General features: G+C 62.0%; 20 protein-coding genes and 1 pseudogene. 17 read left to right on the plus strand and 4 right to left on the minus strand.

Annotation, left to right across the window (positions count from 1 at the left end):
* Positions 1-108: 108 nt before the first annotated feature.
* The gene (gene rplQ / locus ACQ4W4_RS19190; protein WP_034753219.1) at positions 109-501 is read left to right on the plus strand and encodes a 50S ribosomal protein L17; all 393 of its coding nucleotides are present in this window, start codon (positions 109-111) and stop codon (positions 499-501) included.
* A 158-nt stretch (positions 502-659) separates the two neighbouring features.
* Complete coding sequence (gene dsbD / locus ACQ4W4_RS19195) at positions 660-2609, plus strand: protein-disulfide reductase DsbD (RefSeq protein WP_436543304.1); 1950 nt, start codon at positions 660-662, stop codon at positions 2607-2609.
* Positions 2610-2711: 102 nt separating this feature from the next.
* Here the strand turns inward: dsbD and ACQ4W4_RS19200 are convergent, their stop codons facing one another.
* Positions 2712-3245, minus strand: a complete 534-nt coding sequence (locus tag ACQ4W4_RS19200; protein WP_436543305.1) for a Spy/CpxP family protein refolding chaperone — start codon at positions 3243-3245, stop codon at positions 2712-2714.
* Positions 3246-3432: 187 nt separating this feature from the next.
* Here ACQ4W4_RS19200 and ACQ4W4_RS19205 point away from each other — a divergent pair, with 187 nt between their 5' ends.
* The 5 genes from ACQ4W4_RS19205 (at position 3433) to ACQ4W4_RS19225 (ending at position 11050) form a co-directional block, all read left to right on the plus strand.
* A complete protein-coding gene (locus ACQ4W4_RS19205) occupies positions 3433-4161 on the plus strand; it encodes a response regulator (protein WP_034753223.1) in 729 nt (242 codons plus the stop codon).
* Positions 4158-5516 (plus strand): ATP-binding protein, encoded by a 1359-nt coding sequence (locus ACQ4W4_RS19210; protein ID WP_436543306.1) that lies wholly within the window; start codon positions 4158-4160, stop codon positions 5514-5516. The genes ACQ4W4_RS19205 and ACQ4W4_RS19210 overlap by 4 nt, the downstream gene beginning before the upstream one ends.
* 87 nt (positions 5517-5603) lie before the next feature.
* Positions 5604-6776 carry an efflux RND transporter periplasmic adaptor subunit gene (locus tag ACQ4W4_RS19215; protein WP_436543307.1) on the plus strand — a complete coding sequence of 391 codons (1173 nt, stop codon included), beginning with the start codon at positions 5604-5606 and terminating at the stop codon, positions 6774-6776.
* The gene (locus ACQ4W4_RS19220; RefSeq protein ID WP_436543308.1) at positions 6773-9883 is read left to right on the plus strand and encodes an efflux RND transporter permease subunit; all 3111 of its coding nucleotides are present in this window, start codon (positions 6773-6775) and stop codon (positions 9881-9883) included. Before ACQ4W4_RS19215 ends, ACQ4W4_RS19220 begins: the two co-directional genes overlap by 4 nt.
* Positions 9884-10141: 258 nt before the next feature.
* Positions 10142-11050 carry a hypothetical protein gene (locus tag ACQ4W4_RS19225; protein WP_436543309.1) on the plus strand — a complete coding sequence of 303 codons (909 nt, stop codon included), beginning with the start codon at positions 10142-10144 and terminating at the stop codon, positions 11048-11050.
* 79 nt (positions 11051-11129) lie between these two features.
* Here ACQ4W4_RS19225 and yihA read toward each other — a convergent pair whose 3' ends face one another.
* Positions 11130-11867, minus strand: coding sequence for a ribosome biogenesis GTP-binding protein YihA/YsxC (gene yihA, locus ACQ4W4_RS19230; protein ID WP_436543310.1), 738 nt, complete (start codon positions 11865-11867; stop codon positions 11130-11132).
* Between the two features lie 186 nt (positions 11868-12053).
* Here yihA and ACQ4W4_RS19235 point away from each other — a divergent pair, with 186 nt between their 5' ends.
* The 5 genes from ACQ4W4_RS19235 to msrQ all read left to right on the plus strand — a co-directional run bounded on the left by ACQ4W4_RS19235 (position 12054) and on the right by msrQ (position 18054).
* Positions 12054-12725 carry a c-type cytochrome gene (locus tag ACQ4W4_RS19235; protein WP_436543311.1) on the plus strand — a complete coding sequence of 224 codons (672 nt, stop codon included), beginning with the start codon at positions 12054-12056 and terminating at the stop codon, positions 12723-12725.
* Between the two features lie 184 nt (positions 12726-12909).
* On the plus strand, positions 12910-15006 hold the full coding sequence (locus ACQ4W4_RS19240; RefSeq protein WP_436543312.1) for a cytochrome c biogenesis protein ResB: 2097 nt from the start codon (positions 12910-12912) through the stop codon (positions 15004-15006).
* Positions 15007-15070: 64 nt separating this feature from the next.
* On the plus strand, positions 15071-16222 hold the full coding sequence (gene ccsB, locus ACQ4W4_RS19245) for a c-type cytochrome biogenesis protein CcsB (protein WP_436543446.1): 1152 nt from the start codon (positions 15071-15073) through the stop codon (positions 16220-16222).
* A 191-nt stretch (positions 16223-16413) separates the two neighbouring features.
* Positions 16414-17391 (plus strand): protein-methionine-sulfoxide reductase catalytic subunit MsrP, encoded by a 978-nt coding sequence (gene msrP / locus ACQ4W4_RS19250; RefSeq protein WP_436543313.1) that lies wholly within the window; start codon positions 16414-16416, stop codon positions 17389-17391.
* A gap of 9 nt (positions 17392-17400) precedes the next feature.
* Positions 17401-18054 (plus strand): protein-methionine-sulfoxide reductase heme-binding subunit MsrQ, encoded by a 654-nt coding sequence (gene msrQ, locus ACQ4W4_RS19255; RefSeq protein WP_436543314.1) that lies wholly within the window; start codon positions 17401-17403, stop codon positions 18052-18054.
* Here the strand turns inward: msrQ and lptM are convergent.
* Positions 18051-18233 (minus strand): LPS translocon maturation chaperone LptM, encoded by a 183-nt coding sequence (gene lptM, locus ACQ4W4_RS19260; protein ID WP_070221692.1) that lies wholly within the window; start codon positions 18231-18233, stop codon positions 18051-18053. The two genes, msrQ and lptM, sit on opposite strands and share 4 nt — an antisense overlap.
* 40 nt (positions 18234-18273) lie before the next feature.
* On the opposite strand from lptM, the gene cyaY reads away from it, so the two are divergent.
* Complete coding sequence (cyaY, locus tag ACQ4W4_RS19265; RefSeq protein ID WP_099401300.1) at positions 18274-18603, plus strand: iron donor protein CyaY; 330 nt, start codon at positions 18274-18276, stop codon at positions 18601-18603.
* Between the two features lie 175 nt (positions 18604-18778).
* Here cyaY and ACQ4W4_RS19270 read toward each other — a convergent pair whose 3' ends face one another.
* Positions 18779-21124, minus strand: coding sequence for a penicillin-binding protein 1A (locus tag ACQ4W4_RS19270; protein ID WP_436543315.1), 2346 nt, complete (start codon positions 21122-21124; stop codon positions 18779-18781).
* 300 nt (positions 21125-21424) lie between these two features.
* Between ACQ4W4_RS19270 and pilM the strand changes: the two genes are divergently transcribed.
* The 4 genes and pseudogenes from pilM to ACQ4W4_RS19290 all read left to right on the plus strand — a co-directional run.
* The gene (pilM, locus tag ACQ4W4_RS19275; RefSeq protein WP_436543316.1) at positions 21425-22057 is read left to right on the plus strand and encodes a pilus assembly protein PilM; all 633 of its coding nucleotides are present in this window, start codon (positions 21425-21427) and stop codon (positions 22055-22057) included.
* Positions 22058-22122: 65 nt separating this feature from the next.
* Positions 22123-22602, plus strand: coding sequence for a PilN domain-containing protein (locus ACQ4W4_RS19280; protein ID WP_436543317.1), 480 nt, complete (start codon positions 22123-22125; stop codon positions 22600-22602).
* 15 nt (positions 22603-22617) lie between these two features.
* The gene (locus ACQ4W4_RS19285; protein WP_436543318.1) at positions 22618-23637 is read left to right on the plus strand and encodes a pilus assembly protein PilP; all 1020 of its coding nucleotides are present in this window, start codon (positions 22618-22620) and stop codon (positions 23635-23637) included.
* Positions 23638-23729: 92 nt separating this feature from the next.
* A pseudogene (locus ACQ4W4_RS19290) lies at positions 23730-25055 on the plus strand (type IV pilus secretin PilQ); the annotation flags it as partial.
* Positions 25056-25154 lie beyond the last annotated feature (99 nt).

Genomic DNA, 25154 nt, shown 5'->3' on the forward strand with positions numbered 1-25154 from the left:
GACAGGTGTCCCAGGCTTTTATTTTGTAGCACCAAACCGGCCCGCGATGAAGCTTCTGCCTCATTGATCGAAGAGCTGGAATTTAAACACTCACCGAAAGGATTTATCATGCGTCACGGTCACGGCCTCCGTAAACTGAATCGTACCTCGTCCCACCGTCTGGCAATGCTGCGCAACATGACAGTATCGCTGCTGCGTCACGAAGCGATCAAAACCACCCTGCCAAAAGCAAAAGAACTGCGCCGCGTTGTCGAGCCAATTCTGACCCTGGGCAAAACCGACTCCCTGGCAAACAAGCGTCTGGCCTTCAACCGCCTGCGCGACCGTGAAATGGTCGTCAAACTGTTCGCTGAACTGGGCCCACGTTTCGCCAACCGTAACGGTGGTTATGTACGTATCCTGAAAATGGGTTTCCGCGTCGGCGATAACGCTCCTATGGCGTTCGTTGAACTGATGGATCGTCCAGATACGACCGAAGCAGTTGAAGTTGCTGGCGAGTAATCCCAGTAATTGCATCTAAGAAAGCCAGGCCTAGCCTGGCTTTTTTGTTTTCTGCTGCAGCTATCCTTTCAGCGGTGTACTATTCTTCTTTCGCGCCGGCCCGGCACAAGCGCTGCCTGCTCCGCGCGTCCTCTGTCGAATGGTCGAAAAGGTAGTTCATGTCCCGTTTCCCCTCCAGCGCCACCGCGCGCGCCGCCCCACTGCATTCACTGCTGATCTGGTTTGCCACCTGTTTGCTGCTGGCCATGGCCGTCTTCGGCGCCAGTCATGCCCGCGCCGATGATGAATTCCTCGATCCGGAACTGGCCTTCAAATTTTCCGCGCGCATGCAGGATCCATCCACCATCGCCGTCACCTACGTGATCGCCGACGGCTACTATATGTACCACGAGCGCTTCAAGTTCGAGGCCGTGGGCGCCAGGCTGGGCACGCCTGTGTATCCGGCTGGCAAGGTCAAGTTTGACGACACCTTCCAGAAGAATGTGGAAACCTTTCGCAAGACGCTGACCATCACGATTCCCGTGGAGGCGGCCGGCGCGTTCACCCTGAAGGCGACGGGACAGGGCTGCTCCGACAAGGGCCTGTGCTATGCGCCGCAGGACGCGACGGCCCAGCTGGTGGGCGGTGGTGGCGGCCAGAGCAAGGCGCCTGGCGCCGGCCTGCCGTCGAAATTCGCCCTGCCGGCCGCGCCGGCAGTCGACACGGCGGCCGTCAACGGTCCGCAGGCGCAGGCGTCGCCTGGCGTGTCCGTGCTGAGCATTCCCCAGGCCGATATCACCAGCACGCCCGAGCCGGCCGCGGCGGCTTCCGTGGCGGCAAGCGCCGCGCCCGCGCAAAGCGAGACGGGCAAGATCGAAGCGGCCCTGAAGGGCGGCAAGCTGCTCGTCATCGTGCCACTGTTCATGCTGCTGGGCCTGGGACTGGCATTTACGCCGTGCGTGCTGCCGATGGTGCCGATTCTGTCGTCGATCATCATCGGCGATGGCGCCAAGGTCAGCCGCTCGCGCGGCTTGCTGCTGTCGCTGACCTACGCGCTGGGCATGGCCATCGTCTACACGGCGCTGGGCGTGGCGGCCGGCCTGGCGGGCGAAGGCCTGGCGGCCCAGCTGCAAAACCCGTGGGTGCTGGGCTTCTTTGCCTTGCTGATGGCGGGCCTGGCGCTGTCGATGTTCGGTTTCTATGAATTGCAAGTGCCGGCTTTCCTGCAAGGCAAGCTGACGTCCGTATCGAATCAGCAATCGTCGGGCCGCCTGGCGGGCGTGTTCGTCATGGGCGCCATTTCCGCCCTGATCGTGGGGCCATGCGTGGCCGCGCCGCTGGCCGGCGCCTTGCTGTACATCAGCCAGACGCGCGACGTCGTCATCGGCGGCAGCGCCCTGTTCGCCATGGCCGTGGGCATGAGCGTGCCCTTGCTGCTGGTCGGTGTGTCGGCCGGCACCTTGCTGCCGCGCGCCGGCGCCTGGATGGATGCCGTCAAGCGCTTCTTTGGCGTGCTGCAGCTGGGCGTGGCCTGGTGGCTGGTCTCGCCCGTGCTGCCGGGCGCCGTGCAGATGCTGGGCTGGACGGTGCTGTTCGTCGGCTACGGCATGTATCTGCTGGTGGGCAAGAGCGGCGCGCAGAACGCGTGGATCCCCAAGGCCTTCGGCCTCGTGTTTGCCGTGCTGGGTGCGATGCAGCTGGTTGGCGTGGCCAGCGGTGGCCGCGACCCGCTGGCGCCGCTGGCGCACCTGGGCGGTGGTCAGGTGCACGCACAACCGTTTACGCGCGTGAAAACCGTGGCGCAGCTCGATGCGGCGCTGGCGCAGTTGAATGGCAAGCCGGCCCTGCTGGACTTTTATGCGGACTGGTGCGTGTCGTGCATCGAGATGGAAAAACTGACGTTCGTCGACCCCGCCGTGCGCGAGAAGATGGGGCAAGCCGTGCTGCTGCAGGTCGACGTGACGGCCAATGATGCGGACGACAAGGCCATGCTGAAACGTTTTCAGCTGTTCGGTCCGCCGGGCATCATCATGTTCAATCCGCAAGGACAGGAAATCGCCCAGTCGCGCGTGATCGGCTTCCAGAATGCATCGACGTTCCTGACTTCCTTGCGCAAGCTAGAGGAGTAGGTCGGGTAGGTCGGGTTAGGCCGTCAGGGCGTAACCCGACACCACCGCATACGTCAACGATGTTGCCGGATTACGCGGCGTTGCCGCTAATCCGACCTACGTTCAGCCTGCTTTATGGTGCGCGCCATGACCACGGTGATGGCCGCGCATTTCTCCATCTTTGCCGCCAGGCACGCTGTCGTCAAACACTTTCTTTTGCTCCGGCGTCAGCACGGCGTAGAACGTTTTCAGTGACGCCAGGCGGCTTTCCTGGTCCGCGATGCGTTCCTTCGACATGGCGATCCATTGCTCCATGCGTTCCGGCGCCGACAGCTTGGCCATCGCTTCGTGCCTGGCTTTCCAGTCGCCCATCGGTTTTTTCGGCGCGTTGGCGGCAGTAAATGTGGCCCAGGCCGGTTCCTGCGCGGCCGTCAGCTTCAGCTTGTCATGCAGACGGGCCTGGTACTTGGCCATACGTTCGGCCGGGTTGCCACCGCGGTGCTGGCCGCGCTGGCCATCATGTTGCATCTTGGTGCTGGCGGCAGGCGCGCTGGCGGCCGCTTCCTGGGCGTGGACGGTCAGCGATGCCGCACCCATGCCGAGTACGCTCATGGCGATGATCAAATTCTTGCGCAAGGTTGTCATTGAGGCGTTCATCTGGATTCCTTTGTAAAAGATGAGGGATGTACATGTTGCTGCACATGAATCCATGTTGGACGCGCCATGTTTCCCCGAAGTGTCCGCTGCCAGACAGTTTGTATCTATATGTTTCTTCGGGTCTCCTATATACAAGACGATACAAATGCGCTGTGCAAGGGTGGGGGAAGTGGGGATAATTCGTACCATGGAACCCACTTCTACAATTCTCATCGTCGACGATGACCGCGATATCCGCAGCTTGCTGGCGGACTACCTGGAAACGAACGCCTACCGCACCCTGGGCGCGGCAGATGGCACGGCCATGTGGAAAATCCTCGATGAAACGCGGCCCGATCTGATCGTGCTCGACTTGAACTTGCCCGGCGACGACGGCCTGACCTTGTGCCGCAAGCTGCGTGCCCAATCGACGGTGCCGGTGATCATGTTGACGGCGCGCAATGAGCCGCTGGACCGCATCCTGGGCCTGGAAATGGGCGCCGACGATTATTTGCCGAAACCGTTCGAACCGCGTGAATTGCTGGCGCGCATACGCAGCGTGTTGCGCCGCAGCCATGCCATGCCGTCGAACGTGCCGTCGGACAAGGCGCAGCAAATCCGCTTTTCCGGCTGGACGCTGGACTTGACGGCGCGCCACCTGCTCAATCCCAGCGGCCTGGTGATCATGCTGTCGGGCGCGGAATTCCGCTTGCTGCGCGTGTTCCTGGAGCACCCGAACCGCGTGCTCAACCGCGACCAGTTGCTGAACCTGACGCAAGGCCGCGACGCGGACCCGTTCGACCGCTCGATCGATATCCAGATCAGCCGCCTGCGGCAAAAACTCGGTGAAGATGCGCGCTTGCCGCAAATCATCAAGACCGTGCGCAACGGCGGCTACGTGCTGGCCGGCCAGGTCAACGTGGAGCCGCACGCGTGAAGGCCTTCCTCGGGTCGATGACGGGCCGCGTGTTCATGTTCTTGCTGATCGGCATCGTTGCTTCGGCTGCGCTGACGCAGTGGCTGGCCGTGGGCGAGCGCCAGCGCGCCATCGAGCAATACCGCGATTACCACGCCGTCGAGCGGGCCGAGCAGCTGGTGATGGCGGCCGACGTGGTGCCGCTGGCCTCGCGCGCCGCCTACCTGAAGGTGGCCAACAAGGGCAGCGTGCGCCTGGAATTGCGTCCCGACGTCGAGCATGTGCCGGGCAAGCCGACGGAATTTTCCTCCGCCCTGCAAGCCAAATTGGGCGAAGGCTTCAAGGTCAGCGCGCTGGCCGAACGCCCGGAAGCCTGCATCAAGCCGCGCCAGTCGCCGGGCATGTTTTCCGCCAAGCCATGGGGCGGTACCTGCGAAAACCTCGACGTGCGCATGCAGGATGGCCACGTGCTGCGCCTGATGGTCTTGCCGCCGCGCCAGCAGCCGCCGTTCAATGAACATAACGACTGGATGACCCTGCTGCCTTTCCTGATCAGCATCGCCATCCTTGCCTACCTGGTCACGCGCATGACCATGCGCCCCCTCAAGCAACTGGCGCAGGCGGCGAAAGACCTCGGTAACGACATCAACCATCCGCCGCTGACCCTGTCGGGCGCCAGCGAGATCCGCCAGGCCAGCGCGGCCTTCAACGCCATGCAGGCGCGCATCCGTCAGCATATTTCCCAGCGTACACAGATGCTGGCTGCCATCACGCACGACTTGCAGACGCCGCTGACGCGCTTGCGCCTGCGCCTGGAAAAAGTAGCCGATACGGAATTGTATGACCGCCTGGTGGGCGACCTGTCGGCCATGCAGAGCATGGTCAAGGAAGGGCTGGACCTGGCCCGTTCGATGGATAGCACGGAAGCGATGCAGGCGCTCGATCTCGATTCGCTGTTAGATAGCGTCTGCTCCGACGCGGCCGATGCGGGCCAGAATGTGACCCTGGCCGGGCAGGCCGGCATGGCCTTGATGGCGCGCCCGATCGCCATGCGGCGCTGCCTGGTGAACCTGATCGACAATGCCGTCAAATATGGCCAGTACGCGCAGGTGACCGTCGAGCGCATTGCCGGCGCGGCACGCATTCGCATCCGCGATGGCGGGCCGGGGATTGCGCCAGATCAGCTGGCCAAGGTGTTCGAACCGTTTTACCGCATCGAGACCTCGCGTTCGCGCGAATCGGGCGGCACGGGCCTGGGCCTGACCATCGCGCGCAATATCGCCGAGCAGCACGGCGCCACGGTTTTGCTGGCCAATCACGTCGACGGTGGACTGGAAGTCACCCTGATCGTGCCAGAGTATTACGCTGGAAAGTGAGCATTTCCGTGCGACAATATTGTGCCTTAGGCTTCCTGGCACCTACATTCAACCTGCAGCCCTGCGCTGCGACAGCATGACAGAACAATGAAAAAGACTAGTCTGGCAATCCTCGTGGGTGCGGCCCTGTGTATCGGTGGCGGCATCTGGTATTTCAATCATCAGCCAGGCAAACCGGCCGGTGGGCAGGATGGCAAAGGGGGCAAGGGCGGACAGGCGCCGACGACGGTGAGCGTGGTCGCGCCCGTGCGCCAGGATGTGCCGATGCTGCTGCAAGCCAATGGCAGCGTGACGCCGATCAGCAGCGTCGACCTGCATCCGCAGACGACCAGTACGATTACCAAGGTGCACATCCGCGAAGGCCAGTTCGTCAAACAGGGCGAGCTGATGTTTACGCTCGATGCGCGCAGCGAGCATGCGAACGTCGACAAGGCGCAGGCGCAGGTCTTGCGCGACCGCGCCTCGGTAGCCGATCTCGAACGCCAGCTCAAGCGTAACCAGGATTTGTTGAGCAAGAATTTCATCGCCCAGGGCGCCGTGGACACGCTGCAAAGCCAGCTCGACGCGGCACGCGCCTTGCTGGCCGCCGACCAGGCCGCCTTGCGCGCCGCCCAAGTCGACTCCAGCTACACGGTCCTGCGCGCGCCGCAGGCGGGCAGGGTGGGCGCCATCAATGTCTACGCGGGCAGCCTCGTGCAGCCGACCACGTCGCTCACCAGCATCACCCAGCTCGACCCGATCGACGTGGTCTTCACCTTGCCGGAAAGCAGCCTGTCGGGCTTGCTGGCGGCGCAAAAGGCGGGCGAGGTGCCCGTCACGGCCCTGTTGTCGGACGCGGGCGGCAAGCAGCTCGATGGCAAACTGAACTTTATCGACAATGCGGTCGATCCCACGACGGGCGTGATCAAGGTCAAGGCGCGCTTCAACAATGGCGGCACCGACCTGTGGCCTGGCCAGTACGTGAATACGCAGCTGACCGTGCGCACGCTCAAGGAGGCGCTGGTGATTCCGCAAAACGCCATCATCACGAGTACCGCCGGCACCTTCGTGTACTCGATGGAAGCGGACAGCACAGCCAAGATGCGCAAGATTACCCGCGTATATGCATTCGGACCGAGCGCCGTCGTCACCGGCCTGGCGGGCGATGAAAAAGTCATCGTCGATGGCAAGCAGAACTTGCGTCCCGGTAGCAAGGTGCGCCTGGCGGAAAAACACAAGGCCGCCGATGGCGCCGCCGCAGCGCAGGGCAAGCCAGCATGAATCTGTCCGAACTGAGCATCCGCCGCCCCGTCATGGTGGTGCTGCTGTCCCTCTCCATCATCCTGGCCGGCGTGCTGGCCTACCTGCAAATCCCCGTGGCGGCCTTGCCGAGCTACAACACGCCCGTCATCAACGTGAGCGCCGACCTGGCCGGCGCCAGCCCGGAAACCATGGCCTCGTCGGTGGCCTTGCCGCTGGAGAAACAATTTTCCACCATTTCCGGCCTGAGTCTGATCACCTCCACGAGTACGCTGGGCAATACCTCGCTGACCCTGGAATTTGACGCCAGCATCAATGTCAACGAGGCGGCCGTCGATGTGCAGGCGGCCCTGCTGCGCGCACAGCGCCAGTTGCCGACGGAAATGACAGACTTGCCGTCTTACCGCAAGGTCAACCCGGCCGACGCGCCGGTGTTGTTCATCCAGATGACGTCGCCATCGCTGAACTTGTCGGATCTCAACGATTATGCGGAAAACCTGATCGCGCCCAGCCTGTCGACCTTGCCTGGTGTCGCCCAGGTCATCGTCAATGGCCAGAAACGCTTCGCCGTGCGCGTGCGCGCCCGTGCCGACCTGATGAACGCGCGCAACCTGACGATGGACGAGCTGGCGGTTGCCTTGCGCACCTCGAACACGAATTCCCCGCTGGGCATCCTTGACGGCCCCAGCCAGACCCTGACCATCCAGGGCAATCCGCAAATGATGAAAGCGGCCGATTTTGCCGAACTGATCGTCGCCAGCCGCAACGGCCAGCCCGTGCGCCTGAAAGACGTGGCCGAGGTGGAAGACAGCTTTCAATCGATCAAGGCCGTCGGCAGTTTCAACGGCGAGCGCTCGATCAGCCTGATGGTGCAGCGCCAGCCGGACGCCAATACCGTGCAAGTGGTCGACGGCGTGCGCCGTTTGCTGCCGGGCTTCAAGGAGCAATTGCCCCAGTCGATACAGATCAGTCTGGTTAACGACCGTTCGCTGTCGATCCGCGAAGCCATCCACGACGTCAATTTGACCTTGGCTCTGACGGTGGTGCTGGTGGTACTGGTGATCTTCCTGTTCCTGCACCGCGCGGCCGCCACCTTCATTCCTGCCGTCACCATGCCGATCTCGCTGCTCGGTGCGCTGGCCCTGCTGTACTGGCTCGGCTACAGTCTCGACAACGTTTCCCTGCTGGGCATCACCCTGGCCGTGGGCCTCGTCGTCGACGATGCCATCGTGGTGCTGGAAAATATCGTGCGCCATATCGAGATGGGCAAGAAACCGATACGTGCGGCCCTCGAAGGGGCGAAAGAGATGGGCTTTACCATCATCTCGATTTCCGTCTCGCTGGTGGCCGTGTTCATCCCCATCTTCTTCATGCCGGGCGTGATCGGCTTGCTGTTCCACGAGTTCGCCGTTGTCGTTTCGCTGGCCGTGCTGGTATCCGCCATCGTGTCGCTGACCCTGGTGCCGATGCTGGCCAGCCGCTTCCTGCCGGCCGACTCGCGCGAACACAATGACAGCGACCCCACGCATGGCGAGAAAACCTTCATCGGCCGCCATTTCGAGGCGGGTTTCACAGCATTGCGCAACGGTTATGTGCATTTGCTCGACAAGGCCCTGGCGCACCGCAATGTGGTGCTGTTCGTTGCCGTGTGTACCTTTGCGCTGACGGTGCTGCTGTACGCGACCATTCCGAAAGGTTTCTTCCCCGAGGAAGACCTGGGCCAGATCCAGGTCAATACGGAAGCGTCGGAAGATATTTCCTCGGCGGCATTGCAGGACTTGCAGGCGCGCGTGGCGGCCGTGCTCAAGGCGGACCCCAGCGTGCAGGATGTGACATCGTTCGTCGGCGGCGGCAACACGGGCCGCATGTTCATGGTCTTGAAGCCGCGCAGCGAGCGTCCGAAAATGCCCGTGGTGCTGGAAAACCTGCGCCGCGCGGCGGGCACCGTGCCTGGCATGGCCGTGTATTTCCGTCCCGTGCAAAACTTGCAGCTGGGCGGCCGCCAGAGCAAGAGCCGCTACCAGTACACCTTGCAAAGCGTCAGTCCCGACGCTTTGAATGACTGGGCGGAAAAGTTTATCGCAGGCATGCGCACGGATCCCGCCTTCCGCGACGTCACCAGCGATTCGCAGATCAAGGGCTTGCAGGCGTCGCTCCGGATCGACCGCGACAAGGCCAACCTGCTCGGTGTGCAGATGTCCGATATCCGCACGGCCCTGTACAGCGCCTTTGGCGAGCGGCAAGTGTCGACCATCTATTCGTCGGCGGCCAGCTATTACGTGATCCTGGAAGCGGCCACGGCCGACCGCCAGTATGATGATGCGCTTACGCGCGTGTCCGTGCGCAGCAAGACGGGCGAACTGGTGAAACTGTCGAGTATTGCCTACGTGGAACGCACGATCGGCCCCACATCCGTCAATCACCAGGGACAGTTGCAGGCCGTCACCATCGCCTTTAACCTGGCGCCGGACGTGCCGCTGGGGATCGCCACGGGCAAGATCGACGCGATGGCCAAGGACATGAGCTTGCCGGCCTCCATCATCACGCGCTATGGCGGCGACGCGGCCGTGTTCCAGAGCTCGCAATCGAGTCAGATCATCCTCATCATTGCCGCGCTGGGCGTGATCTATGTGTTGCTCGGCGTGTTGTATGAAAGCTATATCCACCCGCTCACCATCCTGGCCGGCTTGCCGTCGGCGGCCGTGGGGGCGCTGTTGACCCTGCGCCTGTTCGGCATGGACCTGACCATGATCGCCATCATCGGCATTTTGATGCTGATCGGTATCGTCAAGAAAAACGCCATCATGATGATCGACTTCGCCCTGCATGCGCAGCGCAACGAGGGGCTGGCGCCGGCAGAGGCCATCCGCCAGGCCTGCATCCTGCGTTTCCGCCCCATCATGATGACGACGGCGGCGGCCCTGATGGGCGCCTTGCCGATCGCTCTGGGACTGGGCGCCGGCGCCGAGCTGCGCCAGCCGCTGGGCCTGGCCGTGGTCGGTGGCTTGCTGTTTTCGCAAGTAATTACCCTGTTCATCACCCCCGTCATCTATTTGTTCCTGGACAAGTACAGCGGCACGGGGCCGATGACGGACGAGCAACTGGTGGCACTCGACAACAAGGCGTGAGCGCCTGCGTGACCCGAGACCCGAGACCGGCGTCCCATTCCTGCGTGAATGGGGCGCCGGTTTTGTATGGGCGGTGATACATACGGTAACAACCGTCAAGGGACGGCTCGGGTACTCTGGTCAGCGCTGCAAGGAATGTCGCTATCCTGTACGCTTCGGGTTGGAAAGGCCGAGGAAGTGTTCCCAAAAGCAAGGGACTCTGGCACTATGGCTGCCCTGTAATGTTATTTCTTCGCTACACAGAAAGCACGATTCATTTTGCATGACACGACCCATTTGTTGGCTGCCGATTCCGATATTTGCCCCACCTGCGGGCAAGTGATCCAGCCACCACCGGCCTACGGGTCCAGGACCAGCACCACGCGCAAGGTTGCGCTCGGCGTGTCCGTCTTGCTGCACGTGCTGCTGGCGGCGTATGTCCTGTTGCGCAGCGATACGATCGAAAAGATTCCGCCGCCGAAGAAGGAAAGCGCGATGGTCTACATCGCGCCGCTGAAGGACAAGCCGCAACCGAAGCCGCAGCCCAAGCCCACGCCCAAGCCGAAGGACACGAAAGTGGCCAAGGTGAAACCGCCGCCGGCGCCGAGCAAGCGCGTGGTCACAAAAGACGTGCCGCGCGACAAGCCAAAACTGGAAACCTACACGCCGCCGCTGGTATCGAAAGTGCCATTGCCGCCGCCGCCGGCTGAAGACATGAGTTCGATGATCGAGCAGCGCCGCAAGCAGCGCGAGGCGCAGAACCCCGCGCCGCCGGCCGAGGAAAGCGAAAACGACCGCGCCATGCGCGTGGCCAAGGCGAATATCGCCGGTGCGCAGGGACGCAATTCCGGCAGCGACCGCGAGGATTCGGGCGGTGTGTTTTCCATCGTCAACCAGACCTCGTTCAGCGCCGAAGTCAAGTTCAAGGGCTGGAACGGCAACTTCAAGCGCAACTGGCTGAAGCAGGAAAAAGTGGAACTGGGCAATGAGCCCGATATCGAAACGGCCATCATCAAGAAGATGATCCAGCTGATCCGTGCCGAAAAACCGGGCGACTTCGTCTGGGAATCGCGGCGCCTGGGGCGTAACGTCAACCTCAGCGCCCGCGTGGAAGACACGGCCGAGCTGACTGCCTTCCTGCGTCAGGAATTCTTTTCGGAGAAGCGGCCTGGGCCGGGACGGCGCTAGGCGGTCGGGACGCTGATGGCAATAAAAAAGGCTGCGCCGTGTGAACGGGCAGCCTTTTTTTACGCGGCGTTGATCTCGATCAAGCCGGCTTGTCGGATTCCGGCTCGATGTCGTCTTCCATCTCGATCAGTTCGACCATCTGGGCCGCGCCGTCTTCGCTGATGCCGGCCAGTTCCATGATCTTGTCATTGGCTTCGTCGATGCCGACGCGCTTCAGGGCCGAGAACAGTTGCACGGTGAACGGGAAACCGACGCCGTCCTCATCCACATAGCTGTCGAGCTTGGCTTTCGCCTGGCGCAAGGCATTCACGGATTCATTGCGGTTCAGCTTATCGACTTTGGTCAGGATGCAGTGGATCGGTTTACCCGTCGGCGCGAACCATTCCAGCATCTGGATGTCCAGATCGGTGAACGGACGGCGCGAATCCATGATCAGGATCAAGCCCGCCAATTGCTCGCGGCGCTGGACGTAATCGCCCAGCAGGCGCTGCCAGTGCAATTTGGCCGAGCCCGATACTTCCGCGTAGCCGTAGCCCGGCAAGTCGACCAGCAGGCATTCGATCTCTTCGACGATGGTGGCATCCTTGCGGTGCTGCGCCACGTGGGCGCCGCCGATGGAGAAGTAGTTGATGTGCTGGGTACGGCCAGGTGTCTTGGAGGCGAACGCCAAGCCTTTCTGATTACACAAGATGTTGATGGCGGTCGATTTACCGGCATTGGAGCGGCCGGCAAAGGCGATTTCCGGCACCGTGGTATCGGGCAGATCACGCAATTGGTTGACGGTCGTAAAGAAGCGGGCTTGCCAGAGTTTTGACATGGGAGTAGTAAAGCAACAAAAGGGAGCGATAAGGGAGCGATAACGCCAAGAAGCTATTGTACAATAAGGGGTTGTTTATTGTTGCCGGCGTAGCAGCGATGCGGCTTGCGGCCCTGAAAATAAAGCAAAAATCCACAGGGCGCGGCAATGTCCACCACTAATTTCTCACTGTCTCAGGGTGCCTGAATGAATCGTGCGTTTTCACCGTTTATCAAATCCATGCTGCTCGCTTTGCTGGCTGTATCGGCAACTGCCTCCGCGGTCGAAGCACCGAAACCGGCCGTCAAGGCCGATGCCGCCAAGGGCGCTACCCTGTACGCCGATGGCGATGCGGCGCGCGGCCTGCCTGCCTGCGTCTCCTGCCATGGCGCAGCCGGCAATTCGACCATTTCCGTCAATCCGAAGCTGGCCGGCCAGCACGAAAGCTATATCTACAAGCAACTGGTCGACTTCACCACGCCGGAACGCAGCCAGCCCGTCATGACGACGTACGCGAAGATGCTCAGCGACGCCGACAAGAAGAATATCGCCGCCTACCTGGGCGCGCAGCTGTCCAAGCCGGGCGCCGCGAAAAACAAGGATACGATCGACCTGGGCAAGAAAATCTACCGTGGTGGCATTGCTTCCAAGCAAGTCGCCGCCTGCGCCAGCTGTCATGGCGCGACGGGCAATGGCATTCCTGTCCAGTATCCGCGCATCGCCGGCCAGCACCAGGATTACACGGTGGCCCAGCTGACCATGTTCCGCAGCACCAAGGCAGATGCCCGCAAGAACAGCGCGCAAATGCACACGATCGCCGCCCGCATGTCGGATGACGAAATCGCTGCCGTTGCCGATTATATCGCCGGCCTGAAGTAAGTTTTCATAGTGGCAAGACATTGCCAGGCGCAGCAGCGCGCGTGAACAAGGGCGGCCGTTTCCACAGGCTGCCCTTTTTCATGGCAGGGGCCAAACAGGAGTATGCTGCCGCCTTGCGCGGAGAAACTATCTGCTCCATGCCACCTTTTCTTCAAGATTGCATATCCCGTATGAGTATCCACGTATGAGCACAGGCACGACCGGAATCGAGTTAAAGACCCAACGCCGCAGCCTGGCTGAATTCGTCGAGCTGGTCTCGTCGATGCGCTTTGCCATCAGTTTGCTGACCCTGATCGCCGTCGCGTCCATCATCGGCACCGTGCTCAAGCAAAACGAGCCCATGCCCAATTATGTGAACCAGTTCGGTCCGTTCTGGTTCGCCGTTTTCGACAAGCTGAGCCTGTATTCCGTGTATTCGGCCTGGTGGTTCCTTGTCATCATGGGCTTCCTCGTCGCTTCGACCTCGCTGTGCATCGTGCGCAATGCGCCGAAGATGCTCAAGGACATGCGCAGCTGGCGCGAAACCGTGCGCGAGCAATCGCTGCGCAATTTCCACCACAAGCTGGAATGGCAGGCGCCGCTGCCGCGCGCCGTGCTGGCGCAGCAGATGGTGATGCGCCTGAAAGACGCCGGCTACGGGGCCAAGGTGGTCGAGAAGGACAATGCCACCCTGGTGGCCGCCAAGCGGGGCGCGGCGAATAAATGGGGCTATATCTTTGCCCATGGCGCCATCGTCATCATCTGCGTGGGCGGCTTGCTCGACTCGGAAATGCCGATCCGCGTACAGCAATGGTTCTTTGGCAAGACGCCGTTTTCCGGCAGCGGCGTGATCGCCGACATTCCCGCTCAGCACCGCCTGAGCCTGTCGAACCCCACGTTCCGCGGCAATACCATGATCCCGGAAGGCTCGTCGAGCAACACGGCCATCATTCCCCAGGCCGATGGCGTGCTGATCCAGGATCTGCCCATCACCATCCTGCTGAAGAAATTCCACATCGATTTCTACAGCACGGGCATGCCCAAACTGTTCGCCAGCGATGTCGTCATCACCGACCACGCAACGGGAGAAACTTTCCCGGCAACCATCAAAGTCAATCAGCCGCTGCTGTACAAGGGCCTGGCCCTGTACCAGTCCAGTTTTGAGGATGGCGGCAGCAAGCTCAAGTTGACGGGTTATCCGATGACGGGCAAGACGACGAAACGCTTCGATATCGGCGGCGAAGTGGGCGGCAGCACGCCGCTCGAGCGCAGCGATGGCAATTCCTACACGGTGGAATGGTCGGGTTTCCGTCCCTTCAACGTGGAAAACCTCAGCGCCGGCCAGGATGTGCGCGCCGTCAGCAAGGCGGAAAGCTTTAACGATAAATTCGCCGTCGGCCTCGATAAACGCCTCGGGTCGGCCGCGAAGAACGCCCATAACAAGGATCTCAAGAACGTGGGGCCGTCGGTGCAATACAAATTGCGCGACAAGACGGGACAGGCGCGCGAATACCAGAACTACATGCAGCCGGTCACGGTCGATGGCACGACGGTGTTCCTGGCCGGCATGCGCGTCAACCCCAGCGACCCGTTCAGCTATCTGCGCATTCCCGCCGACGACAATGTCAGCGTGAATGAGTGGATGCGTTTGCGTGCCGCGCTGCAAGATCCAGCGCTGCGCCAGCAGGCCGCCGCCCGCTATGCGGCGCGCGCCATGCCGCAGGCGAACGCGGAAGCTTTGCGCGGCCAGTTGCAGGAGTCGGCGGCGAAAAGCCTGGGTATCTTTGCCGGCAACGGGCAAGAGGGCGGTTTCCTCGCCATTTCGCGTTTCCTGGAGAAAATTCCTGCCGCCGAGCAAGAAAAAGCGGCCGATATCTTCATGAAAATCCTCAATGGCAGCCTGTGGGACTTGTGGCAGGCGGCGCGCGCCCAGGATGGCTTGAAAGCCGTCGAGGCCGATGACAAGCATGGCCGCTTCCTGCAGCTGGCCACGAATGCGCTGTCCGACAGCTTCTTCTATGGCGCGCCCGTGTATCTGCAGCTCGACGACTTCACGGAAATCAAGGCATCCGTGCTGCAGGTGACGCGTTCGCCGGGCAAGAGCGTGGTCTACCTCGGTTGCCTGTTCCTCGTGATCGGCGTATTTTCCATGTTTTATATCCGCGAGCGCCGCCTGTGGGTGTGGATCAAGGATACAGACGGCGGCAGCGAGGCCCTGATGGCCATGAGCACGCAACGCAAGACGCTGGATTTTGAAAAAGAATTTGAGAACTTGAAGGCAAAGCTGCCGCAATCGGCGTAAGCTGCGCTGAGTTGGATTGGCTGAGTTTCGGGACGCTTGCGCGTCGCCGGGAATGGAGAAAATGATGGAATTGGCAAACAAGCAAATATATACGCAGGAACCAGGATTTTTCAAGCGCCTGAGTCTGATCGATTGGCTGTATGGCGCCGGCTTGCTGGCCGCCTCGCTGTTCGGCCTGATGCGCTTTGGCGCTTTCATGGATATTTATGAAAAGGCCATCCTGCTGGCTGCGGCGCCCACGTTCGCGTGGCTGGGCTGGTACTGGAAGCCCGTGCGCTGGCTGATCCCGCTGGCTGCCGTGCTGTCGCTGTTCGCCATCGAGCTGTACGCGGGCCATCTGGAGATGGCGAACCAGAAATTCTTCTTGAAATACATCTTGTCGAGCCAGTCCGCCATTTTGTGGATGGGCACCCTGTTCGTGCTGTCGACCCTGTTCTACTGGATCGGCCTGGTGGCGCGCTCGGCATTCGGTTCGTCCGTCGGTTCCCTGCTGTGCTGGGCCGGCGTGGTGCTGGGCCTGACGGGCATGCTGGTGCGCTGGTACGAGTCGTACCTGATCGGCGCCGACGTGGGCCACATCCCCGTGTCGAACCTGTATGAAGTGTTCATCCTGTTTTCCCTGATCACGGCCATGTTCTACCTGTATTACGAACAGCATTATGCGACGCGCCAGCTGGGCGCCTTCGTCATGCTGGTCATTTCGGCGGCCGTCGTGTTCCTGATGTGGTACACGGTCACGCGCGACGCGGCCGAAATCCAGCCGCTGGTGCCGGCCCTGCAAAGCTGGTGGATGAAGATCCACGTGCCGGCCAACTTCATCGGCTACGGCACGTTTGCCCTGTCGGCCATGGTGGCGGCCGCCTACCTGCTCAAGTCGAGCGGCTACCTGGTCGACCGCCTGCCGTCGCTGGAAGTGCTCGACGACGTCATGTACAAGGCCATTTCCGTGGGCTTCGCTTTCTTCACGGTAGCGACCATCCTGGGCGCCCTGTGGGCGGCCGAAGCGTGGGGCGGCTACTGGTCGTGGGACCCGAAGGAAACATGGGCGCTGATCGTCTGGCTCAACTATGCAGCGTGGCTGCACATGCGATTGATGACGGGCTTGCGCGGCCGCGTCGCCTCGTGGTGGGCGCTGGTGGGCTTGCTGGTGACGACGTTTGCCTTCCTGGGTGTCAACATGTTCCTCTCCGGCCTGCATTCTTACGGAAAACTGTAAAAGTACCCGAGAAAAAGCCCATGGCGGCGTTGCCTTGCCTTGTCGTACTATGCGTACTGCCTGCGGCAAGGCGCCTTGCCCTGAACTTTTTTCGGGCACTTTAGTAACTTTTTTTTGCATGACAGAAGCGTCATGAACGGCCCGGGAAAACTGGTGTAAGGTACAAATAATCACCTTTTCCCGGAGCCGCCATGTTGATCAAGCGCAGTCCCAACGGCATCGAGTTGCCGTATTCTTCTGAAATCACGCCGCGCGCCGTATTCGAATCGCGCCGCAGTTTCATCAAGCAAATCGCTCTGGGCTCCGTGTCCAGCGCGGCCTTGCTGGAAATGGCCAGCCGCGAAGCCTTCGCGCAAGGCACGAATCCCAAGCTGGCTGCCAAATTGAATCCCGCCTATTCGGCGCTGGAAAAGCAGACGGCCTATAAAGACGCCACCAGCTACAACAATTTCTACGAATTCGGCACGGACAAGAGCGACCCGGCGCAAAACGCGGGCACTCTGCGCACGCGGCCGTGGACGGTCAGCATCGAAGGCGAAGTGAAAAAGCCGATGACGCTCGATCTCGATGCCTTGCTGAAGCTGGCGCCGCTGGAAGAGCGCGTCTACCGGCTGCGCTGCGTGGAAGGCTGGTCGATGGTCATCCCGTGGGTCGGTTATTCCTTCTCGGAAATCATCAAAAAGGTCGAGCCGACGGGCAATGCCAAGTACGTGGAATTCATCACCCTGGCTGACAAAAAGCAGATGCCGGGCGTGGGCAGCAGAGTGTTGCAGTGGCCCTATACGGAAGGCTTGCGCATCGATGAAGCGAACCATCCGCTGGCGCTGCTGACCCTGGGCATGTATGGCGAGACCTTGCCGAACCAGAACGGCGCGCCCGTGCGCATGGTCTTGCCGTGGAAATATGGCTTTAAATCCGCCAAGTCCATCGTCAAGATCCGTTTCGTCAAGGAGCAGCCGCGCACGTCCTGGAACCTGTCGGCGCCGTCCGAATACGGTTTTTACTCGAACGTGAATCCGAACGTCGATCATCCGCGCTGGTCGCAGGCGTCCGAACGGCGCATCGGCGAAGACGGTTTTCTCGCGCGCAAGCGCAAGACCCTGATGTTCAACGGCTACAACGACGTGGCCTCGCTGTATGCGGGCATGGACCTGAAGAAGTTCTTTTAAGGAAAGACCATGGCCATCAACCCCACGAGCAAACAGCTGTCGCTGCTGAAAAGCCTGATCTTCCTGCTGGCGCTGCTGCCGTTCGCACGCATGGTCTGGCTGACGTACACGGGGCAGCTGGTGGAGCCGCTGGAATTCATCACGCGCGGCACGGGCGACTGGACCCTGTACTTCCTGTGCATCAGCCTGGCGGTCACGCCCTTGCGGCGCTTCACCCAATGGAATTGGCTGATCAAGCTGCGGCGCATGCTGGGCCTGTTCGCGTTTTTTTACGCGACATTGCACTTCACCACGTTTTTATGGTTCGATCACTTTTTCGATGTGCAGGAAATGTGGAAAGATGTGCTCAAGCGGCCGTTCATCACCGTGGGCTTCATCGCCTTCGTTTTACTGATTCCGCTGGCTGTGACGAGCACGAATGGCATGGTCAAGCGCCTGGGTGGCAAGCGCTGGCAGTGGCTGCACCGGTTGATCTATGTGATCGCGCCGCTCGGCATCCTGCATTTCTGGTGGATGAAGGCGGGCAAGCATAATTTCGCGCAACCGATCCTGTTCGGCTCTATCGTCGCGTTACTGCTGTTAATCCGCGTGGGTTTCGCCTGGAGCAAGCGCCTCAAGAACGCCAGGGCGACGCATGCCGCCGCCCCGGTGCGTTCCGTTTAGGTGGCCGGCACGATGACGGGCGGGGGCGGCACGGGCGCCGGTTCGACGGGGCCTTTGGCAGGTGCGCCCTTGGCCGCGGGCGGCTTGGGCAGGTACAGGGGACCGGGCTGGCCGCAGCCGGCCAGGACGCTAGAAACCACAATGGCGATGCCGATATAAAACGCTGAGGATGACTTCACGATTAGAATCACGGTTTGATTAAGATCTTTGGAGTGTAGCATGAGCGAATCGGAATTCCTGGCCCTGGCCGAAGCCACCCTGACCCAGATCGAGGCGGCGCTGGACCGGCTGAACGATGAAGACGTGCTCGACGTCGAATGCAGCCGCAGCGGCAATGTGCTGGAAATCGAATTCATCGATAACGGCACGAAAATCATCGTCAACAGCCAGGCCCCCATGCGCGAAATGTGGGTGGCCGCCCGTTCCGGCGGTTTTCATTACAAGCGCGTGGGCGACGAGTGGATCAACACGCGCGACGGCTCCGAGCTATTTGCGGCCCTGTCGGCCATGGCCAGCGAGCAGGCGGGCGCGGCAGTTGTATTGAAGTAAGTGTTTGAAGTGATGCATAAAAAATGGGCAGCCTTTGCGGGCTGCCCATTTTTTGTGGTCCAAGGTCGGGTAGGTCGGGTTAGGCCGCAGGCCGTAACCCGACACCACCACCGGCGCCAACGATGTTGTCGGATTACGCGCTTGCGCGCTAATCCGACCTACCCGGCTTACGTGTTTAAAATAGCTCGTTCTTGACGGCTTCTTTCGCCTTTTCTTCCTCCGGCGTGCCGCGCGCCGCGCCTTCCAGGCTGCCCACGCCCGTGCCCGGCGGATTTTCCGCATAGTAGTACTCGTCGCCCACGCGGATCAGGCCTTCCGGCACGGCGCGCTCCTCGACGGGAATGCTTTTCAGGGCTTTCGCCATGTAGCTGATCCAGATCGGCAAGGCCAGGCCGCCGCCCGTTTCCCGGTTGCCCAGGTTGCGCGGCTGGTCGTAGCCGATCCAGGCGATGCCCACCAGCTTGGCCTGGTAGCCGGCGAACCACGCGTCGATGGAATCGTTGGTCGTGCCCGTCTTGCCGGCCAGGTCAGGGCGCTTCAGGGCCATGGCCTTGTTTGCCGTACCGAAGCGCACGACGTCGTTGAGCATGCTGTTCATCATGAAGGCATTGCGCTCGTCGATAACGCGGTTGGCTTCCTCGCCCGCCAAGTCCGGCTTGGCTTGCGACAGGATATTGCCGTCGCTATCGGTCACCTTGGCGATCAGATACGGGTTGATCTTGTAGCCGCCGTTGGCGAATACGGCGTAGGCGCCCGCCATCTGCAGCGGCGTCACGTTGCCCGCGCCTAGTGCCAGGGTCAGGTAGGGCGGGTTCTTGTCCGCGTCAAAGCCGAAGCGCGTCGCGTATTCCTGGCCATACTTGGCGCCGATCTTGTGCAGGATGCGGATGGAAATCATGTTCTTCGATTTCATCAAGCCTTTGCGCATGGTCATCGGACCATCGTATTTGCTGTCGTAGTTCTTCGGCTCCCACGCCTGGCCGCCCGTCTGGCCCGCGTCGAACGAGATCGGCGCATCGTTGATGATGGTGGCCGGCGACAGGCCCCGCTCCAGCGAGGCGGAATAGATGAAGGGCTTGAAGGCCGAACCGGGCTGGCGCCATGCCTGCGTGACGTGGTTGAACTTGTTGCGGTTGTAATCGAAGCCGCCCACCATGGCGCGGATGGCGCCGTCCGTGGTGCTGGCCGAGACGAACGCCGATTGCACCTCCGGCATCTGCGTCAGGACCCAGGCATTGTTTTCCTGCATGACGCGGATCACGGCGCCGCGCTTGATGCGGCGGTTCGGCGCCGCTTTTTCCGACAGCCAGGCCGCGCCAAAGGTCAGGCCGGGACCCGTGATCGTGATTTCCTCGCCGGCCGATGTGACTGCCTGCAAGGACTTGGGCGACGCCTGCAGCACCATGGCGGCGATGATGTCGTCGCTGTCCGGGTGGTCGGCCAGCTCCGTCTCGATCGCGTCATCGGCTTCGGCCTTGGTCTTCGGAATCTCGATATACGCTTCCGGGCCGCGGTAGCCGTGGCGTTTTTCGTAATCCATGACGCCCTTGCGCAAGGCGATGTAGGCGGCGTCCTGGTCGGCCTTGGTGATGGTGGTGTAGACGTTCAGGCCGCGCGTATACGTATCTTCCTTGAATTGTTCGTAGACCAGCTGGCGCGCCATTTCCGACACATATTCCGCGTGTACGCCGAAGGCGCTGCTGTCGGTTTTCACTTTCAGTTCTTCATTTTTCGCTTCTTCATACTGCGCTGGCGTGATGTAGCCCAGCTGCGCCATGCGTTGCAGAATGTATTGCTGGCGCATGCGCGCGCGTTTCGGATTGACGACGGGATTGTAGGCCGACGGCGCTTTCGGCAAGCCGGCCAGCATGGCCGCTTCGGCCACGGTGAGGTCCTGGATATTCTTGCCGAAATAGATTTGCGCGGCCGAGGCGAAACCATAGGCGCGCTGTCCCAGATAAATCTGGTTCATATAGACTTCGAGGATCTGGTCCTTGCTGAGGTTTTTCTCGATCTTCCATGCCAGCAAGACTTCATACGCCTTGCGTTTCAAGGTCTGTTCGCTGGACAGGAAGAAATTGCGCGCCACCTGCTGCGTGATGGTCGAGGCGCCTTGCTTGGCGCCGCCCGTCAGGTTGTGCAGGGCCGCGCGCGTGATGCCCAGGTAATCGACGCCGCCATGCTCATAGAAGCGGTCATCTTCGATAGCCAGCACGGCTTTCTTCATGACATCGGGAATATCCTTGATGTGCACCATGTTGCGCCGTTCCTCGCCGAACTCGCCGATCAGCACACTGTCGGACGTGAACACGCGCAGCGGCATCTTTGGCTTGTAATCGGTCAAGGTATCGAGCGCCGGCAAGTTCGGATAGGCCATGGCCAGGCCAAAGACCACCAGCAAGACGCCGACGATGCCCAGGCCCAGCAGCGATACCAGGGCCATCAGCAGGAAACGTTTGGGTTTGCTGCCCTTGGTGGGCGGCTTCGAGCCAGCGGGGCCAGCGGATTTTGAAGATGTCATGCGTCGTCTGTCTTTCGGTTAATTATGCCGGCCAATTATAAGCGAGCTTGCCGGGGTGGCAGCGCGCCGTGGCGCTTGCCGGGGGAGAATTGAAACTTGCCGATATTCTATATAAGCGTGTATTGGCCCGCTGGCAACCAGGATTTGGTAACAATTATCCTGCGCCAGATCACGGCCCCGCCAGATAGGCGCCGCGCGCCGCAGACACCAGCGTGAAATCCGTTTACAAGCCAGCGCTGCCGGGACTAGGCTTTCGGATGGCAGGACCTCCTTCCACGCTAACGTTTCTCTATGAAAAACATGTCCATCAGCAGTCTTCTTGGCACCGGCTTGCTGGGCGTCGACATCGCGGACGATGCCGTGCGCGTGGTCGAGTTGATACGCCGGCGGGGAACACTGGCGTGCCGGCATTGCGGCAGCGCCGCGCTGGCGGCAGGAGTAATGCGTGAGGGCATGATCGAAGATCTGCAGGGCCTGGCTGCCGCCGTGCGCCTGGCATGCCGCGACAGTGGCAGCGGCTGCACGCGCGTGGCGCTGGCCATGCCGGCCACGGCCCTGATCACGCATGCGATCCGCCTGCCTGCGGGATTGCCGGAGGAACAGCTGGAAATCCTCGTGGAACTCGAAGCGGGACAATACATGCCGTTTGCGCTGGAAGACGCCAACCTGGATTTTTTCATTCTCGGCCCTGCGCCGCCGCTTGCCGGCCAGACCGGCAGCGAGGTCGACGTGCTGCTGGTGGCGGCGCGGCGCGCCAGCGTGCAGCGCCGTCTCGATGCGGCCACGGCGGCCGGCTTGACGCCCGTCGTCATGGATAGCGAGGCGCTGGCCTTGCGGGCGGCGCTCGCGCAGGGCGGCTGGCAAGCCTTGCCCGGCGGCGGCCTGAACTATCAATTGGCCTGGGGCTTGGCCATGCACCGGTACGCCCGATGAAGGCCGTGGCGGAAGTGCCATGCATCAATCTTTTGCCGTATCGCCAGGCGGCACGCCGCAGGCGCATGCAGCGGCTGTTGTGGCAACTGGCCGGTGGGGCGCTGCTGGGATTGCTGACGGCCTTGGCGGCGGGCGCCTGGCTGCAGCACCAGCTCGACGTGCAGTTGCACCGCCAGGAGGGCTGGCGGCATGCCATGCAGCAAGTCAATACGGTCCTTGTCACAGGCAAGCGCGTGCAGGGCGAGACGGCGGCCCTGCTGCTGCGCCAGCAGGCCATTGCTAGTCTGCAAGAGCAGCGCAATGCGTGGGTGCGCATGCTGGCGGCGCTGGCCCAGGCGATGCCGGCCGGCGTCGCCCTGCACAGTGTGCGCCAGGAAACGGCGATGGTGCGCCTGCAAGGGCAGGCCGTTTCGCAGGAAAAGGTCGCGGCATTGCTGCTGGCGCTGGCGCAGGCCGCGCCCTGGTCCCGGCCGGAAGTGTTGGAAGTGCGCGGCGCGGCCGATGGCGCCGTGGAATGGACGATACGGCTGGCTTTGTCACCCTAATGCAGGAGGTTGATCATGCTGAGCTTGAAGATCGCGTCACTGTGGCCGCTGCCGGCGCGCCTTGCTTGCGCTGCCCTGGCCGGCATGCTGGTGACTGCCCTGCTGCACGCCGCATGGCTCGATGGACTGATGGCTACCGTGCGATTGGCGCATAGTGAGGAAGCCCGCTTGCGCGCCGATTATCTGGCGGCGCAGGCCAGGGCAAGGCAGTTGCCGCGGTGGCGTGCAGAGCAGCGTCAGGCCAGCGCCGAGCTGGCCCTGCTGGAACAGCAACTGCCCGACCAGCAGGCAATGGCGGCGCTGTTGACGGACATTAACGCCGCAGGCCGGTCGCGCGGCCTGCAATTTTCGCTGTTCAAGCCGGACGCGGCCCGGCCGCAAGCGCCGTATGTCGCCTTGCCGATCACGATACAGTTGCGTGGCGGCTACCACGCCATGGGCGCGCTGCTGGCAGACCTGGCGCGCCTGCCGCGCATCGTCACGGTGCATGCGCTGGCCTTGACCCTCGGCAAGGATCGCTTGCTGACCCTTGATGCCGTGCTGCAGGCGTATCGTTTGCCCGAAGCGGGGGAGCTGGCGACGCAAGCGGCATTGCCTCCAAAGGGCAGCGCGCCGGCATGGCGTCCGCTTGCCGCTGTCGCGCCGTATCCCTACGAGGCGGCCGCCCTGGCCGATCCATTTAATGCCTTGCCGCCCGCGTCCGGACAGCGTGGGGGCGTGGCGGGACCCGACCTGCACCGCGTGCGCGAGCCGCTGGAAAGCGTGGCCTTGCCTGCCATCACCATGGTCGGCAGCGTGCAGCAGGACGGGCGCCTGAGCGCGCTGCTGCTGGCGGGCCAGCGCGTGTACCGGGTGGCAGTGGGCCAGTATCTGGGGCAAGACCACGGCGTGGTGACGGACATCAGTGAACAGGCCGTGCAGTACCGTGAATTGCTGCGCGAGGCGGATGGCCCCTGGCGCGAGCGGCGCGGCAGCCTGGCCTTGCAGGTGGCGGGGGCGGGGGCGAAGGCCAGCCTGCCCGAGGCGGCGCCATGAGGCCGCTCAGCATGCTTGTGGCCGCCATGCTGTGCCTGCATGCCGGCGCCCTTGCCCAGGAGGCGGTGGTGCAGGTGACGGCGCCGCGTCTGTATGCAGGGGATAAGATTTCCGTCGATTTCCAGAACGTGGGCGTGCGCGCGGCCTTGCACATCCTGGCCGATGCGTCGGGGCAAAATATCATCGCCAGCGACAGCGTGGCGGGCAATGTGACCCTGCGCCTGCGCGACTTGCCGTGGGACCAGGCGCTCGACGTGCTGCTGCAGGCCAAGGGTCTGGACATGCGGCGCAATGGCAGCGTGCTGTGGATTGCGCCGCGTGAGGAAATCCTCGCGCGCGAAAAACTGGAGCTTGAAACGCGCGCGCAGATCGCGGAACTGGAACCCTTGCAGTCGGCCATCTTCCAGCTCAATTACCAGAAGGCGGAAGCGTTCCGCGCCGTGTTCGGCCTGGACGCGGGGGAAGGGCGCAGCCGGCTGCTGTCGCGCCGTGGCAGCGTGCTGATCGAGCCGCGCACGAATCAGCTGTTTGTCACCGATGTGCCGGCGCGCCTGGAACAGATCCGGCAACTGATCGACAAGACGGATATTCCGACCCGACAAGTCATGATCGAGGCGCGCATCGTCGAGGCGAACGACAGCTTCAGCCGCAACCTGGGCGCGCGCCTCGGTTTTACGGACCAGCGCCTGGCGGCGGGGCAGGTGCCCGGTTTTTCGCTGGGCGGCAGCGGACGCCGCGCGGCCATCGGCGGCACGTATCAGGGCGTGGGCGAGGCGACGGGGCAAACGGTGGCGGGCGCCGGCGCCTTCGTGCCGAACACGCAATTCGTCAACTTGCCGGCCGCCAGCATCAATGGCTTGCCGCCGGCCAGCTTCGCCCTGAGCCTGTTTTCGGCGGCCGCCAACCGTTTTCTGAACCTGGAGTTGTCCGCGCTGGAAGCGGATGGCAGGGGCAAGATCATTTCCAGCCCCCGCGTGGTGACGGCCGACAAGGTGCTGGCGCTGATCGAGCAGGGCATCGAACTGCCGTACCAGGTGGCCACCAGCAGCGGCGCCACGTCGATCACGTTTCGCAAGGCGAACCTGCGTCTGGAAGTGACGCCGCAAATCACGCCGGACGGCAACGTGGTGCTGGAAGTGGACGTCAACAAGGATAGCGTGGGCCAGGAAACCCGCTCCGGTTTCGCCATCGACACCAAGCACGTGCGCACGCAAGTGATGGTGGAAGACGGCGGAACCGTAGTGCTGGGCGGTATTTATCAGCAATCGGAACGGGGCACGGACAGCAAGGTGCCGCTGCTGGGCGACATCCCCGTGCTCGGTGTTTTTTTCCGCAGCACGGGCCGCAGTCAAGAAAAAACGGAACTGATGGTGTTTATTACGCCGAAAATAGTGGCAGATCGGCCAGCAACACGTTAATGTCACATCTTTACGTTTAAGTAACAATGCAAACGAAAGCGGACTGATGGCGACTATGCGGAATTTTTCTTTTGGCAATACTTCTTGGAGTAGGGTATC

The organism is Janthinobacterium glycogeni (assembly GCF_051380725.1).
In the GTDB taxonomy this organism is placed as follows: Bacteria; Pseudomonadota; Gammaproteobacteria; order Burkholderiales; family Burkholderiaceae_D; genus Janthinobacterium.

Excerpts from the sequence above, each read along its gene's own strand:
- ACQ4W4_RS19285 (WP_436543318.1), top strand. The coding sequence starts at position 22,618 with ATGCTGAGCTTGAAGATCGCGTCACTGTGGCCGCTGCCGGCGCGCCTT.
- ACQ4W4_RS19220 (WP_436543308.1), top strand. The coding sequence starts at position 6,773 with ATGAATCTGTCCGAACTGAGCATCCGCCGCCCCGTCATGGTGGTGCTG.
- ACQ4W4_RS19205 (WP_034753223.1), top strand. The coding sequence starts at position 3,433 with ATGGAACCCACTTCTACAATTCTCATCGTCGACGATGACCGCGATATC.
- msrP (WP_436543313.1), top strand. The coding sequence starts at position 16,414 with ATGTTGATCAAGCGCAGTCCCAACGGCATCGAGTTGCCGTATTCTTCT.
- ACQ4W4_RS19240 (WP_436543312.1), top strand. The coding sequence starts at position 12,910 with ATGAGCACAGGCACGACCGGAATCGAGTTAAAGACCCAACGCCGCAGC.
- pilM (WP_436543316.1), top strand. The coding sequence starts at position 21,425 with ATGTCCATCAGCAGTCTTCTTGGCACCGGCTTGCTGGGCGTCGACATC.
- msrQ (WP_436543314.1), top strand. The coding sequence starts at position 17,401 with ATGGCCATCAACCCCACGAGCAAACAGCTGTCGCTGCTGAAAAGCCTG.
- ACQ4W4_RS19270 (WP_436543315.1), bottom strand. The coding sequence starts at position 21,124 with ATGACATCTTCAAAATCCGCTGGCCCCGCTGGCTCGAAGCCGCCCACC.
- ACQ4W4_RS19280 (WP_436543317.1), top strand. The coding sequence starts at position 22,123 with ATGCAGCGGCTGTTGTGGCAACTGGCCGGTGGGGCGCTGCTGGGATTG.
- ACQ4W4_RS19200 (WP_436543305.1), bottom strand. The coding sequence starts at position 3,245 with ATGAACGCCTCAATGACAACCTTGCGCAAGAATTTGATCATCGCCATG.
- dsbD (WP_436543304.1), top strand. The coding sequence starts at position 660 with ATGTCCCGTTTCCCCTCCAGCGCCACCGCGCGCGCCGCCCCACTGCAT.
- ACQ4W4_RS19235 (WP_436543311.1), top strand. The coding sequence starts at position 12,054 with ATGAATCGTGCGTTTTCACCGTTTATCAAATCCATGCTGCTCGCTTTG.
- yihA (WP_436543310.1), bottom strand. The coding sequence starts at position 11,867 with ATGTCAAAACTCTGGCAAGCCCGCTTCTTTACGACCGTCAACCAATTG.
- rplQ (WP_034753219.1), top strand. The coding sequence starts at position 109 with ATGCGTCACGGTCACGGCCTCCGTAAACTGAATCGTACCTCGTCCCAC.
- cyaY (WP_099401300.1), top strand. The coding sequence starts at position 18,274 with ATGAGCGAATCGGAATTCCTGGCCCTGGCCGAAGCCACCCTGACCCAG.
- ccsB (WP_436543446.1), top strand. The coding sequence starts at position 15,071 with ATGGAATTGGCAAACAAGCAAATATATACGCAGGAACCAGGATTTTTC.
- ACQ4W4_RS19215 (WP_436543307.1), top strand. The coding sequence starts at position 5,604 with ATGAAAAAGACTAGTCTGGCAATCCTCGTGGGTGCGGCCCTGTGTATC.